Source organism: Enterobacter sp. JUb54, assembly GCF_014298075.1.
GTDB lineage: Bacteria > Pseudomonadota > Gammaproteobacteria > Enterobacterales > Enterobacteriaceae > Klebsiella > Klebsiella lignicola.
In genome coordinates this window covers 1,176,213-1,189,491 of the sequence record NZ_CP060418.1, presented here as the reverse complement: position 1 = coordinate 1,189,491, position 13,279 = coordinate 1,176,213, and the positions used below count along the sequence as shown (strand labels likewise).

Here is a 13,279-nt window from a genome sequence, read left to right as displayed (position 1 = left end):
TATACCGGTTATACAGCCTGAATGATTCAGGGTACAGGAGCTCACGCTGGCGGTGCAATGCCGCCAGCGGCTTTACATTTAATTCCAGTCCCCTCTCGAAGAGACCTATGACTATATGCTTGGGTTAAAAAGTGAGCCACGCTATAATCAACGCACTGGGTTGCCCAAAAAGATCCCGCGCCCACTGATTCCTGGGGATTTAAAGGCTTACAAAACCGTTACGCAGGGGAGAGCAAACTATGTCGTATTACACTAAGCAGCAACGCAGCACGCTGTGCACCGCTGATACCGGTGGGAAAAAGGTGTTCCAGGCATTAGCGGCATCCTGCGCTATCAATACGCAGGCCACCCTGGTTGAAATCAAAGACAGCCTTGCTCGCGGCAAAAAACACTCTTCTGCCACCCTATTACGCAAAAAATTGCGCGGGCGCCTGATGCGTGAACTGCAAGATATTTAACGCAGTCTCTCCAGGCCTGTATCAGGCTATTTTGGTTTACTTCCCCTCTTAGAATCAATGAACGGCAGCCATCTCATGTCGTTCATCCTTCGCATTACACGGATCATTCGCTGGATACCCACTGTTCGTAGCAACACCATCTGCTGACCAACATCATCTCCCCGTAGTCCACCCCCAGCCTTCCTGCTTCGATCGCCGTCACATAATTACCCAGGAAATTATTACTCTCAGGCTAACAATCTGTTCCCGGGCTTAATTGATGCACTGCCCCGCTCGTCGCACACTAACTTCCACACCATGACAATCAAAACGATTTGTCGAATCAGGAGGTTAATAATGAATGGCGAACAAACGACGGGACGGGTCTGGAACCGTCGCCGGACGGAAAAGCAGCGCCGACTGGCCGCCGCGAATGTCTCCGGTAAGGTTATCCCCACCGACCAACTGGTCGATGCGCTAGAGCATCTGCTGGCCCCCGGCGACCGCGTGGTGCTGGAGGGCAACAACCAGAAACAGGCCGATTTCCTCTCCCGTATGCTGGCGGAAGTGAACCCGCAAAAGATCCGCGACCTGCACATGATTATGCCCAGCGTCGGGCGCAGCGAGCACCTGGATTTGTTTGAAAAAGGCATCGCCCGCAAACTTGATTTCTCGTTCTCCGGTACCCAGAGCCTGCGCATTTCGCAGCTGCTGGAAGATGGTCTGCTGGAGATCGGGGCAATTCATACCTATATCGAGCTCTATTCCCGCCTGTACGTCGATCTGTCACCAAACGTGGCGCTGATCGCCGGCTATAAAGCAGACCGCAAAGGCAACCTCTATACCGGGCCAAGCACTGAAGATACCCCGGCGCTGGTTGAATCCGCCGCCTTCCACGACGGCATCGTGATTGCTCAGGTCAATGAACTGGTGGACGACGAGTGCGACCTGCCGCGCGTCGATATTCCGGGCTCGTGGATTGATTATGTGGTCGTCGCCGATAAACCATTCTTTATTGAACCGCTGTTTACCCGCGACCCGCGCCTCATCAAGCAGGAACATATCCTGATGGCGATGATGGCGATTAAAGGCATCTACGCCGAGCACCAGGTGCAGTCCCTGAACCACGGCATCGGCTTTAACACCGCCGCCATCGAACTGCTGCTGCCGACCTACGGCGAACAACTCGGCCTGAAGGGCAAAATCTGTAAGCACTGGACCCTCAACCCGCACCCGACGCTGATCCCGGCGATTGAGAGCGGCTGGGTCGAAAGTGTGCACTGCTTCGGCGGCGAACTGGGGATGGAAGAGTATATCCGCGCCCGTCCCGATGTGTTCTTTACCGGCGCCGACGGCTCGATGCGCTCCAACCGCGCCTTCTGCCAGCTGGCAGGTCAGTACGCGGTGGATATGTTTATCGGCTCGACCCTGCAGGTGGATGGCCTCGCTAACTCCTCCACCGTCACGCGTGGGCGGCTGTCCGGCTTCGGCGGTGCGCCGAACATGGGCCACGACCCGCACGGTCGCCGTCACGCCACTCCGGCCTGGCTGAACATGATCACCGAACCGGACCCGATGCAGCGCGGCAAAAAGCTGGTGGTGCAGATGGTGGAAACCTTCCAGGCCGGCGCGAAACCGACCTTCGTGGAAACACTCGATGCGGTTGACGTCGCCAAAGCCTCCGGAATGCCGCTGGCGCCGGTGATGATCTATGGCGACGACGTGACCCACGTATTGACCGAAGAAGGCATTGCCTACCTCTACCGGGCAGAAAGCCTCGAAGAGCGTCGCGCAATGGTGGCTGCGGTTGCCGGGATCACCGATATCGGACTTGGCGTGGATGCTAAGCGCGTTGCCGACCTGCGTAAGAGCGGCAAAGTGGTCTATCCGGAAGATATCGGTATTCGCCGTAGCGACGCCACCCGTTCCCTGCTTGCTGCAGGCAGCGTGGCGGACCTGGTCGAATGGTCCGACGGTCTGTACAACCCACCTGCGAAATTCCGGAGCTGGTAATGAAACTTCTGTCACAGACTCATGCCGAGGTACAGGCCGAAAAGCTGGCGTTTATCGCCCGCGACTGCCTGATCGACGAAGCGCGATTAAGCCCGAAGCCGGGTCTGGTGGACAGCCGGGGAAACGGTGCCCATCACGACCTCTCACTGGCCCTGATGGAGCGCTCGGCGCACAGCCTGACCCCGACGTTTCTGCAACTGGCTCAGCACAGCTGGCAACGCCCGGCCGATATCGCCCTGCGCGAAACCGTCGGCCGTTTAGGGCGCGAAGGCGAACAGCAGATGATGGCGGCGACCAACGGCGTGAACACCCATCGCGGGGCAATTTGGGCGTTGGGATTACTAGTCAGCGCCAGCGCGATGGTCAGCCTTGAGGCCAGCGCGCAACAGATAGCGGATACCGCCGCCCTGCTTGCCCGCCTGCCGGACAACACCGCGCCGAAGGTATTCAGCAAAGGGCTGAAAGCGACCCATCAGTATCGGGTGCCGGGGGCGCGTGAAGAGGCGCAACAGGCGTTTCCCCATGTGATGAATCTGGCTCTGCCACAGCTGCGGCACAGCCGCGCCAGCGGTGCCGGCGAAAGCGAAGCCCGCATTGACGCGCTGATGGCGATCATGACCTCGCTCAGCGATACCTGCGTGCTTTCCCGCGCCGGGATGCCCGGCCTGCATGCGATGCAGAACGGTGCCCGTGCGGTACTGAACGTCGGCGGCAGCGCCACAGTTCAGGGGCGCAAAGCGCTCGCCAGACTCGACACCCAGATGCTGGCACTCAACGCATCGCCCGGCGGTGCTGCCGATCTGCTCGCCGCCACGCTGTTTCTCGACAGGGTATGCCCGCCCGCGTCTTGCTCAATTTAAAGAGGATGTTATGGAACACATTACATTGTCATTCCCTGCCAGCCATACCTTCAACGGTAAAGCCCTGGCAGGCGTCGTCGGCTCCGGTGATATGGAAGTGCTGTTCACCGCAGCAGCCGGGGACACGCTCAGCATTGATATCACCACCTCGGTGGACAACAGCGCCGGTCGCTGGAACGCCTTATTTGACCGCCTGAACCTGATCAACGGCCTGCCCGCCGGCACGCTGATTATTCACGATTTCGGCGCGACGCCCGGCGTAGCGCGCATTCGTATCGAACAGGTTTTTGAGGAGGTTGCCCATGCGTAACGACCGCAGCTTTATTGAATTACGGGCCCGTGAACGCGCCCACGCGCTGCTGGACGATGGCAGCTACCGCGAACTACTCGACCCGTTCGAAGGCATTATGTCGCCGTGGCTCGCGCAACAGGGCGTGGTGCCGCAGTCTGATGACGGCATGGTGGTCGCTCGCGGCACCATTAACGGCCAGTCGGCGGTGGTTATCGCCATCGAAGGCACCTTCCAGGGCGGCAGCATGGGCGAAGTGTCCGGCGCCAAAATGGCGGCGGCGCTCGAACTGGCGGCAGAAGACAACCGCAACGGTATCCCGACCCAGGCGGTGCTGTGCCTCGAAACCGGCGGCGTGCGGTTACAGGAAGCCAACCTCGGCCTCGCGGCCATCGCTGACATCCATGCGGCGATCGTTGACCTGCGTCGCTATACCCCGGTGGTCGGCATTATCGCCGGTACCGTCGGCTGCTTCGGCGGGATGTCCATCGCCGCCGCCCTGTGCAGCTATCTGATTGTCACCCGCGAAGCGCGTCTGGGCCTCAACGGCCCGCAGGTTATCGAGCAGGAAGCTGGGATCGAAGAGTACGACTCCCGCGATCGCCCGTTTATCTGGAGCATGACCGGCGGCGAAATCCGCTACGACAGCGGGCTGGTCGATGCGCTGGTTGGTGACGGCATCAACGCGGTGAAAACCGCCATGAACGACGCCATTGCCAAAGGCGTTCCGGCACAGCACCGCAGCGATAAATATGCCGATTACCTGACCCGTCTGACCAACTTCGATACCCGCCTGCAGGCGGATACCGCGCAGATCAAACAGCTTTTTGCCCGGGAGGTGAAATGATGACTCAGTCCAATAGCCGTGGGGCCGTATGGCTGGAAAAACTGGCGCCGAATGCGCCGCGCCTGAGCGGCCTGTGCCCTTCTGTTCAGGTTGCTGACGGTGAACTGAACAATGAGCCCGTGCGCTTTATCGCCGTGGTACCGGATGCCCATAACCACTATCCGCGGGCCGCCAAAGGCGAAGTGGGCCTGCTGGAAGGCTGGACGCTGGCGAAAGTGGTCAATGAAACCATCGACGTCGATGCAAATAGCAACGTGAAACGCCCGATTGTGGCGGTGATCGACGTCCCGAGTCAGGCCTACGGCCGCCGCGAAGAAGCGTTCGGTATTCACCAGGCGCTGGCCGGTGCCGCAGGGGCTTACGCCAAAGCCCGCCTGGCAGGCCATCCGGTGATCGGCCTGATTGTCGGCAAAGCGATGTCCGGGGCGTTCCTGGCGCACGGCTACCAGGCCAACCGCCTGATTGCCATCAACGATAAAGGCGTGCTGGTGCATGCGATGGGCAAAGCGTCCGCCGCGCGTATCACCCTGCGTACCGTTGAGGCGCTGGAAAAACTGGCGGCCACCATTCCGCCAATGGCCTATGACGTCAGCAACTACGCCACCCTCGGCCTGCTCTCGGATCTGCTGAATCTCAGCAACCCGGATGCGCCGTCCGATTCGGACCTCGCGCTGGTGGAAATCACCGTGCAGAAGGCGATTGCGGATGCACGCCAGGATCCAACACTGCAAAACCGTCTCGGCGCGGAAAATCGCCGTAGCTCTGCCCTGGTGCGCGAACGGATGCGCGCCAGCTGGTAACGAGCAACATCAGAAGTACGTAAAAAAAGACCTGCCGAAAGCGGCCACCGTCGGGCGCAGCATAGCGTCCACGGTACGCCGCTTTTAGAAAACTATAACCATCGCGTCAGTGCTAATTTTATTATCTTCTACAGGTGATCTATGACTTACGTAATTGTTCATGCCCTTGCTCCGATTTTTATCATCATGCTGCTGGGCTTCTGGGCCGGCAAAGCCGGAATGGTCGACAATAAAAACGTCTCGCTGCTCAATATCTTCGTAATGGACTTTGCCCTGCCCGCCGCGCTGTTCAGCGCCACCGTGCAGACGCCGTGGGCGGGTATCGTTGCCCAGTCTCCGCTGATCGTGGTGCTGACGGGTGCGATGTGGATTACCTACGCGGCAATCTACTTCCTCGCCACCGGCGTGTTTAAAAAATCCCCGCAGGATGCCGCGGTGCTGACCCTTACCGTCGCGCTGCCGAATTATGCCGCGCTGGGCCTGCCGATTCTCGGCAGCGTGCTGGGCGAAGGTTCTGCGACCTCGCTCTCCGTAGCCGTCTCCATTGCCTGCGGTTCCGTACTGATGACGCCGTTCTGCCTGCTGATCCTGGAGCGTGAAAAAGCCCGCGCCGCCGGCGAAAACAGCGGTTCTACCCTGGCAATGCTGCCGGTGCTGATGTGGCGCTCGCTGAAAAAACCTATCGTCATGGGCCCGCTGCTTGGGGTGATCCTGTCGGCGATTGGCATCAAAATGCCGGACCTGGTTCTGGCTGCGATCAAACCACTGGGTCTGTCTGCCACCGCTGCCGCCCTGTTCCTGACCGGGGTGATCCTCTCTGCTCGTAAGCTGAAACTGAACGCGATGGTCGGCATTGCCACTATCGCCAAACTGCTGATCCAACCGTTTATCGCCTGGGCTATCGTACTGGCCTTCGGTCTGCACGGCTCGGTGGCAATTACCGCGATCCTGATGATTGCCCTGTCCGCTGGCTTCTTCGGCGTAGTGTTCGGCAACCGTTTTGGCGTGCAGTCGCCGGACGCAGAAGCGGTGCTGCTGTTGAGCTCGGTTCTGTGTATCCTGTCGTTACCGCTGTTTATTACGCTGACTTCAGGTATTTGATATGACATTCGCCCCGCGCCCGCACGACTTACTGTGGCTGAACAACGCCGACGCTTTACTGGATATCCAGGAGGCGTGGGTCACCAGCCAGTGGCACCCCGGTTTACCGGTAGTGGTGCGGCGCGATGCGAATGACAGCGATGAGATTCCGGTAGGCGTGCGCGGCATGAAGCGCGAACAGCGCGCCGCCGGATGGGTGAAGGCAGCGGCGGTTTCCCGCGTGGTGACGCCGGAAGATCTGGCCGAACGCCAGCGCCTGCTGCATTCGCCGTTTGTTTCCCAGCCGCCGGTTCAGGCGGCTATTTTGCTGACCACCTTTGCGTGGCCGTGGCTGTGGGGCATCACCGGCAGCACCGGCTATGCGCTCGCCACCGAAATTCCGGTTCTGCACGCCGACAGCGACCTCGATTTAGTGATTCGCGCACCTGAGCCGCTGACCAACGATGAGTTACGCCAGTGGCAGGCGCAGGTCGACACGCTGCCGTGCCGCGCCGACACCCAGATTGAAACGCCCTTCGGCGCGTTTGCATTGAACGAATGGCTGCGCGAAGGACGCGTTCTGCTGAAAACCGCCACCGGCCCTGCGCTCACCGCAACGCCGTGGCACAGGGAGCCATTATGAAAATCCTCTTTACCTTTCCCGGTCAGGGCACACAACGCCCGGGGATGCTGGACAACCTGCCCGACGGCGAGGCGCTTCTCGCCGACGTCCGCGCCGTGCTCGGCGCGGAAACCGATAAGCTCGACACCCCAGAGGCGTTAAAACACACCCGGGCGGTGCAGCTGTGTCTGCTGATCGCCGGCGTAGCCTGGGCGCGGGAGCTGATGCGTCACGGTGTGACCCCCGATATGGTCAGCGGCCTGTCGATTGGCGCCTACCCGGCGGCGGTGATTGCCGGGGCGCTCGATTTCCGCGATGCCCTGCGACTGGTGGCGCTGCGCGGCGATTTAATGGAGCAGGCCTATCCTCACGGCTACGGCCTGACGGCCATTGTCGGCCTGCAACTTAATCAGGTTGAAAAACTGATGGCAGACAGTGGCACCTATATCGCCAACCTTAATGCCGAAACGCAGATTGTAATTGCCGGACGGGATGAGGATATGGCGGAGGTCGCGCGTAAAGCGCTGGAGGCCGGAGCCAGCAAAGCCACCCGCCTGGCGGTGAGCGTGCCGTCGCACTGCGCGCTGCTGGATAAGCCCGCCGCTAAACTGGCGAAGGCGTTTGAATCAGTGACGTTGTCACGCCCTCTGCGTGCTTATCTGAGCGGGACGACGGGTCGGGTACTGTGGGAGCCGCAGAAAATCGCCGACGACTTAGCCTTTAATATGGCGCGCACTGTGCAGTGGCAGGACGCCATGGTTTCCGCCAATCAGCGCGATGCCCGGCTGGCGCTTGAGATGCCGCCCGGCAGCGTGTTGACCGGGCTGACGCACCTCGCGGGCTGGCAGGGCGAGGCCATCTGCATGGAACGCAACAGCGTTGCAGTGGCCCAGCACCTCGCGCATCGGCTTAACGGGTAAGGCTGCGGGCGTACATGCGCCCTTCTGCCGCCAGCGCCAGCAGGTCCGGGTCACGTTCCCGATGGTGCGAATAGACAATCGAGATCAGCTGGCGCATCTGGTACGGTTCCGCCAGCTTTAACAGCTGCACATCATTTTCATAGACTTTCTTCATTCGCCCCGGCAGTAGCGCAAACCCCACCCCGGCCTGTACCAGACTAATCATCGAGAAGATATCGTTGACCCGGGTGACAATGTCGGGCTCAAAGGCCGCCACCTGGAAGGCCTCCTGAAAACCGGCGTAGGTGGCGAACCCTTCCGCCAGCGAGACAAATTTGCGGTCGGCATAATCGCGCAGGTCGGCGGGCGTTGAGGTGTCGAGGCGTTCCGTGGCCGGCGCCGCGAGGAAAATATCATCCTCAAACAGCGGTACTACATCGAAGGAGGACTGGCTGAACTCGCCTTCATTGGTGGCAATCAGAATAGCGTCAAGGGCATCGTCTTCCAGCATATCCAGCAGCATCTGATTGGAGCCCATGGTCAGATCCAGCTCCAGCTCCGGGCGGCGGAGCTTCATCCCCATGATGATGCGCGGCACGGTTTCCAGCGTCAGCGAATAGAGCGTGCCGATCCGCAACCGCCCCTGGCCCACGCCGGCGACTTTGCGCGTCGCTTCCAGACCGCGGGTCATCAGCGTTGTCACATCCTGACAGTATTCCAGCAGCGTCCAGGCCGCCGGTAGCGGCAGTAAATTGCGCCCTTTATGCACGAACAGCGGGCAGCCCACGCCCTCTTCGAGGGTATGCAGCGCCCGGTGGACGCTCACCCCGCTCAGCTGCATGGCTTCGGCGGTTCTGGCGATATTTCCCTTCGCCATAAACATCATAAATACCGCCAGCTTGCGGAAGGTAATCTCCTGGTTGATATCGTCTTTCATTGCTGGCGCCCCGCTTCTTCGCCGTTGGCTTCGCTTTCTCTTATAAATTCAAGCCAGTATAAGCGCAAACGGCGGCGAGGGAGACGACGGTTTGCGGATCCGGCCCTGTTTTGCCAAAAACACGTCGCGCGTGACCCTGTTCGATCCTCAGGCCTCCTCAACCCGCGGCGCGGCGCGCGTCCAGGCCAGCAGCAGGCTGAGCAGCGTGAACGCCGCCATGATCCACGCCATGGTCCACGGCGTGCCGTCGTTCAGCCACGCCAGCAGCAGCGATGAGATTATCCCGCTGCCGTACTGCAACGAGCCGATAAAGGCCGATGCGGAACCGGCGAACGCCCCGGCTTCGTCCAGCGCCGCGGCGGTGGAGGTCGCGGCGATCACCCCGTTCATTGAGAAAAAGACGAACACGCAGGCCACTATCCCGGCAATTCCCGTCAGATCCATTCTGACGCTCAGCGCCAGCACAACCGTCGCCAGGGTGGCAACGATCAGCGCCGCTTTGAGCAGATGACCCAGCGGATGACGCTGGACCAGTCGGCGGTTCACCATGCTCAGCGCCATCACGCCGAGAATATTCACCGCGAACAGCCAGCCATAGTGCTGAGGCGCCACGCCGAAATAGCGGATATAGACATCGGGCGAACCGGTAATAAAAGCGTAAGCGGCGACGTAATAGCTGGTCAGGCTGAGGGTATAGCGCATAAAAATACGATTTTTCAGCAGCAGCCCGTAGTGATGGAAGGCTTTCAACGGCGATCCCTGCTGACGACGCTCCGGCGGCAGCGTTTCCGGCAACCAGCGCAATGCCAGTAACATCAGCAGGCCAATCACCACCAGCAGCCAGAAGATGGCATGCCAGCTGGTGACTTTAATCATCTGCCCGCCCATCAGCGGCCCGATAATCGGCGCAATCGCCATCACGATGGTCAGAGTTGAGAGCATCTGCGCGGCGCGGGTACGAGCAAACAGATCGCGCACCATCGCCCGCGCCAGCATCGGCCCGGTGCAGGCGCCGAGGGCCTGAAATACCCGCCAGAAGATGATCTGATCGATGCTGGTCGAAAGCGCGCAGCCGGCGGAACCAATAATAAACAGCACCATGCCAATCAGCAGCGGCGTACGGCGGCCAAGGCGATCGCTGATCGGCCCCCACACGAGCTGGGCAAGGGCAAAACCTATCAGAAAACCGGTGATGGTCAGTTCGGCATCGCCCTGCAGTTCCGCCGCCATCAGCGGCATGGCCGGCAGATAGATGTCGGTGGACAGGGAGGTAAACGCCATCAGCCCGCTTAAAATCAAAATAAACAGCGGCCCGCTGGCGGCCTGTTTGTGCGGCAAAGTCATGAGTGATATCCGTCGAGGGGAGCGTGCGATCAAGTAACTGCTATGTTATCGGTAAAGTGCCGACCGATAATCCCCCGCTGGCGTATCAAGCTTATGAACACCATTCATGAATCGCGCGGTGCCCACAAGATATAAAAAAAGGCCAGTCGGGGTTAACCGGCTGGCCTGAGGGTATTAACGATAATCTGCTGTCAGATTACAGCGCCATATCGTGCTGAGCAGACTCGGCGCGGGCCGGTTCAGCAGGCTGGGCGCTGGTTGCGGCCGGAGCGTGCTTGCTCATATCGATAACCGGCGGTTTCTCCAGTTGCAGCGTCGCGGCGGTGTCATCCCACACCTGCTGGGTCAGCGCGGCATTGTCATTCAGCTTCTGACCGTAGCTCGGCACGATGGCATGAATACGGCTCTGCCACTGCGGGGAGGCAAACTGCTCCGGGAACATCTGCTTAATCACGTTGAGGGTGATCGGTGCTGCGGTAGAAGCACCCGGCGATGCGCCCAGCAGCGCGGAGATGGTTTTCTGCTGATCGACCACCACTTCGGTACCCAGCTTCAGCACCCCGCCCTTATCGGCGTCTTTCTTGATGATCTGCACACGTTGACCGGCCTGGATCAGTTTCCAGTCTTCTTTGCGGGCATCCGGGTAGTACTCTTTCAGCGCGGCGAAACGATCGTCGTCGTTGAGCATCACCTGGCTAACCAGGTATTTCACCAGGTCGAAGTTGTCGAGGCCCACGTGGGTCATCGGCAGCACGTTCTCGGTGGTGGTGGTGCTCAGCAGGTCCATAAACGAACCGTTTTTGAGGAACTTGGTCGAGAAGGTGGCAAATGGCCCAAACAGTACGACGCGCTTACCATCAATGTAACGGGCGTCCAGGTGCGGAACCGACATCGGCGGTGCGCCAACGGAAGCCTGACCGTACACTTTCTCGAGGTGCTGCCTGGTGACCGCCGGGTTTTCGGTCATCAGGAATGAGCCGCCCACCGGGAAGCCTGCGTAGTTATCCGCTTCCGCAATACCGGTTTTTTGCAGTAATTTCAGCGCGCCGCCGCCGGCACCGATAAACACATATTTCGCATCAATCGCCTGCTCTTCGCCGCTATTGACGTTTTTAATGGTCACATGCCAGGAATTATCGGCATTACGTTTAAATTCGGTGACTTCAGCAGAGGTCTGCAGCGTGAAATTACTATTTTTCTTCAGGCTACCGATCAGCTGGCGGGTAATTTCGCCGTAGTTCACATCGGTACCGACCGGCGTCCAGGTAGCCGCCACTTTTTGCTGCGGGTCACGCCCTTCCATTACCAGCGGCGCCCATTGTTTAATTTGCGCGTGATCGGTGGAGAATTTCATTCCCTGGAATAACGTGGTTTGCTGCAATGCGTTATAACGTTTTTGCAGGTAGTCCACATTATCGCCCCAGACGAAACTCATATGCGGGGTTGAATTAATAAAGGTATGCGGGTCGTGCATAATGCCGCGTTTGACCTGGGCGGTCCAGAACTGGCGGGAGATCATAAACTGCTCGTTGATATCCAGCGCTTTGCTGACATCAATCGAACCGTCCGGGCGCTCCGGAGTGTAGTTCAGCTCCATATTCGCCGAGTGGCCGGTACCGGCGTTGTTCCAGCCGTTCGACGATTCTAATGCGACGCCGTCCAGCTTCTCTACCATCACCTGTTTCCAGTCCGGCTGTAATTCCTGCAGCCAGGTTCCCAGAGAGGCGCTCATAATACCGCCGCCAATCAGCAGGAAATCAGTTTTTTGCGCGGATTCGGTATTGGCGTGAGAGGCGGAACTGACGAACATCGCCAGAGCGGTCATCGTTAAAATCGTTTTTTTAATTGCAGGCATAATAGAATTATCGCATAGCATAATGAAATAAGTGCAAACATGTTAACGCATTTCTATTATATTTTAAAATATCATTTACATTTTCCGCACAGTTAATCAATTTACAATAAATACTTTTTTAACTTAAAAAAGTAAATATCGCCTGACAACCGATGCAGAAAAATAAAACCGGCGGATAAACAAAGAAAATAAGCCAGCGCCAGCACTTTCTTTAATTACTAATATCGAATATCCCTACAAATAATAACGGCGCGCTATCTTCAGCGCGCCGGGATCGATTGACGTGGTTCAGGTGGGCCAGCGTCGATTAACTGGCAGGGCTCAGCGTCGCGGCCTGGCTTTGCTGGAGCGCGAGGCGCAGACGGTCGTTATTTTCCGCCAGCAGGTCCCGCGCCTGCCAGGCGTCAAGCCCGGTCATCACCATCAGGATGGCCGTCCGGCAGTGCTGGTTACAGCTTGCCAGCGCGGCTTTGGCCTCGCTACGCGAACAGCCAGTCGCGGTCATCACGATGGCAATCTGCCGCTCGGCCCAGCGTGGACTGGAGGCCTGCAGGTCTACCCGCAGGTTGCCGTAGACCCGGCCAGAACGGATCGCCAGCCCGGTGGCTAACATCGCGAGGATCTGCCGTTGCGCCAGTTGCGCTTTCGGGTTGCCATACCCCGCCACCGCTTCCGGCCCGGTTTGCGGGGCAATAATGATATCCGCCAGCTGGGCGGCTTCACTATTCTGCTGTTGGGTCAGCACGGCGATAGGCGCGCCAAGGGACCAGGCATGACGCATCGCCCCCCACACCCACGGGGTTTGCCCGCTGACCGTCAATGCCAGCAGCATGTCGTTGCTGCTGAACTCGATAGCCTGTAACTCCAGCGCACCGAGATTATAATCGTTCGCGGCGGTTTCCATCTCCTGCAGCGCGGCCACCGGCCCCCCGGCGATAAGCCCCACCAGCGCATGTTTCTCGTCCGGGGCAAACTCGCTGACCATCTGCAATGCCGCGCGCCCGGATGACCCGGCGCCCACCACCACCAGCCGGCCTCCGCGGCTCAATGCGGCTGCGGCATTATCGACCAGACGGGCAATCTCCGGCAAACAGGCCCCGATGGCGTCGGCAATCTGCCGATCGTCCTTATGCAACATCGTCAGCATATCCAGGGTGGCGAGACGGTCTATCTGGTGGGTTTCGGGATGGCATCGTTCCATCATTGAAGCGGTTGGCTTACTGCTCATAAAAACCTCCTTTTAAAAAACTCCACATTCACTATAAGGATATTTACCACAATGTCCTGCGAGTGGGG

At 59.1% G+C, this 13,279-nt stretch carries 13 protein-coding genes; 9 read left to right on the top strand and 4 right to left on the bottom strand.

Annotation, left to right across the window (positions count from 1 at the left end):
• The first annotated feature begins 239 nt into the window (after positions 1 to 239).
• The 9 genes from HF679_RS05425 to mdcH all read left to right on the top strand — a co-directional run bounded on the left by HF679_RS05425 (position 240) and on the right by mdcH (position 7,868).
• Positions 240 to 458, top strand: a complete 219-nt coding sequence (locus tag HF679_RS05425; RefSeq protein WP_123754511.1) for a hypothetical protein — start codon at positions 240 to 242, stop codon at positions 456 to 458.
• A gap of 336 nt (positions 459 to 794) precedes the next feature.
• Entirely contained in the window at positions 795 to 2,450 is a 1,656-nt protein-coding gene (gene mdcA, locus HF679_RS05420; RefSeq protein ID WP_187042686.1) for a malonate decarboxylase subunit alpha, read from the top strand.
• Positions 2,450 to 3,310, top strand: coding sequence for a triphosphoribosyl-dephospho-CoA synthase (locus HF679_RS05415; protein ID WP_123754513.1), 861 nt, complete (start codon positions 2,450 to 2,452; stop codon positions 3,308 to 3,310). Before mdcA ends, HF679_RS05415 begins: the two co-directional genes overlap by 1 nt.
• A 10-nt stretch (positions 3,311 to 3,320) precedes the next feature.
• A complete protein-coding gene (gene mdcC, locus HF679_RS05410; RefSeq protein WP_123754514.1) occupies positions 3,321 to 3,620 on the top strand; it encodes a malonate decarboxylase acyl carrier protein in 300 nt (99 codons plus the stop codon).
• Positions 3,613 to 4,446 carry a biotin-independent malonate decarboxylase subunit beta gene (locus tag HF679_RS05405; RefSeq protein ID WP_154143889.1) on the top strand — a complete coding sequence of 278 codons (834 nt, stop codon included), beginning with the start codon at positions 3,613 to 3,615 and terminating at the stop codon, positions 4,444 to 4,446. The genes mdcC and HF679_RS05405 overlap by 8 nt, the downstream gene beginning before the upstream one ends.
• Positions 4,446 to 5,246 carry a biotin-independent malonate decarboxylase subunit gamma gene (mdcE, locus tag HF679_RS05400; protein ID WP_123754516.1) on the top strand — a complete coding sequence of 267 codons (801 nt, stop codon included), beginning with the start codon at positions 4,446 to 4,448 and terminating at the stop codon, positions 5,244 to 5,246. The genes HF679_RS05405 and mdcE overlap by 1 nt, the downstream gene beginning before the upstream one ends.
• A 141-nt stretch (positions 5,247 to 5,387) precedes the next feature.
• Positions 5,388 to 6,347: an AEC family transporter gene (locus HF679_RS05395; protein WP_123754517.1), complete on the top strand. Its 960-nt coding sequence runs from the start codon at positions 5,388 to 5,390 to the stop codon at positions 6,345 to 6,347.
• A 1-nt stretch (position 6,348) separates the two neighbouring features.
• Positions 6,349 to 6,969, top strand: a complete 621-nt coding sequence (locus tag HF679_RS05390) for a malonate decarboxylase holo-ACP synthase (RefSeq protein ID WP_123754518.1) — start codon at positions 6,349 to 6,351, stop codon at positions 6,967 to 6,969.
• Entirely contained in the window at positions 6,966 to 7,868 is a 903-nt protein-coding gene (mdcH, locus tag HF679_RS05385) for a malonate decarboxylase subunit epsilon (RefSeq protein ID WP_123754519.1), read from the top strand. The genes HF679_RS05390 and mdcH overlap by 4 nt, the downstream gene beginning before the upstream one ends.
• Here mdcH and HF679_RS05380 read toward each other — a convergent pair.
• The 4 genes from HF679_RS05380 to HF679_RS05365 form a co-directional block, all read right to left on the bottom strand.
• A complete protein-coding gene (locus HF679_RS05380; RefSeq protein ID WP_123754520.1) occupies positions 7,858 to 8,784 on the bottom strand; it encodes a LysR substrate-binding domain-containing protein in 927 nt (308 codons plus the stop codon). The two genes, mdcH and HF679_RS05380, sit on opposite strands and share 11 nt — an antisense overlap.
• Before the next feature lie 147 nt (positions 8,785 to 8,931).
• Positions 8,932 to 10,128 (bottom strand): multidrug effflux MFS transporter, encoded by a 1,197-nt coding sequence (locus HF679_RS05375; protein ID WP_154143890.1) that lies wholly within the window; start codon positions 10,126 to 10,128, stop codon positions 8,932 to 8,934.
• 196 nt (positions 10,129 to 10,324) lie between these two features.
• Positions 10,325 to 11,983, bottom strand: coding sequence for a malate dehydrogenase (quinone) (gene mqo, locus HF679_RS05370; protein WP_123754522.1), 1,659 nt, complete (start codon positions 11,981 to 11,983; stop codon positions 10,325 to 10,327).
• A 307-nt stretch (positions 11,984 to 12,290) separates the two neighbouring features.
• Positions 12,291 to 13,211, bottom strand: coding sequence for an N-acetylmuramic acid 6-phosphate etherase (locus HF679_RS05365; RefSeq protein WP_123754523.1), 921 nt, complete (start codon positions 13,209 to 13,211; stop codon positions 12,291 to 12,293).
• Positions 13,212 to 13,279 lie beyond the last annotated feature (68 nt).

Excerpts from the sequence above, each read along its gene's own strand:
- HF679_RS05425 (WP_123754511.1), top strand. The coding sequence starts at position 240 with ATGTCGTATTACACTAAGCAGCAACGCAGCACGCTGTGCACCGCTGAT.
- mdcA (WP_187042686.1), top strand. The coding sequence starts at position 795 with ATGAATGGCGAACAAACGACGGGACGGGTCTGGAACCGTCGCCGGACG.
- HF679_RS05415 (WP_123754513.1), top strand. The coding sequence starts at position 2,450 with ATGAAACTTCTGTCACAGACTCATGCCGAGGTACAGGCCGAAAAGCTG.
- mdcC (WP_123754514.1), top strand. The coding sequence starts at position 3,321 with ATGGAACACATTACATTGTCATTCCCTGCCAGCCATACCTTCAACGGT.
- HF679_RS05405 (WP_154143889.1), top strand. The coding sequence starts at position 3,613 with ATGCGTAACGACCGCAGCTTTATTGAATTACGGGCCCGTGAACGCGCC.
- mdcE (WP_123754516.1), top strand. The coding sequence starts at position 4,446 with ATGACTCAGTCCAATAGCCGTGGGGCCGTATGGCTGGAAAAACTGGCG.
- HF679_RS05395 (WP_123754517.1), top strand. The coding sequence starts at position 5,388 with ATGACTTACGTAATTGTTCATGCCCTTGCTCCGATTTTTATCATCATG.
- HF679_RS05390 (WP_123754518.1), top strand. The coding sequence starts at position 6,349 with ATGACATTCGCCCCGCGCCCGCACGACTTACTGTGGCTGAACAACGCC.
- mdcH (WP_123754519.1), top strand. The coding sequence starts at position 6,966 with ATGAAAATCCTCTTTACCTTTCCCGGTCAGGGCACACAACGCCCGGGG.
- HF679_RS05380 (WP_123754520.1), bottom strand. The coding sequence starts at position 8,784 with ATGAAAGACGATATCAACCAGGAGATTACCTTCCGCAAGCTGGCGGTA.
- HF679_RS05375 (WP_154143890.1), bottom strand. The coding sequence starts at position 10,128 with ATGACTTTGCCGCACAAACAGGCCGCCAGCGGGCCGCTGTTTATTTTG.
- mqo (WP_123754522.1), bottom strand. The coding sequence starts at position 11,983 with ATGCCTGCAATTAAAAAAACGATTTTAACGATGACCGCTCTGGCGATG.
- HF679_RS05365 (WP_123754523.1), bottom strand. The coding sequence starts at position 13,211 with ATGAGCAGTAAGCCAACCGCTTCAATGATGGAACGATGCCATCCCGAA.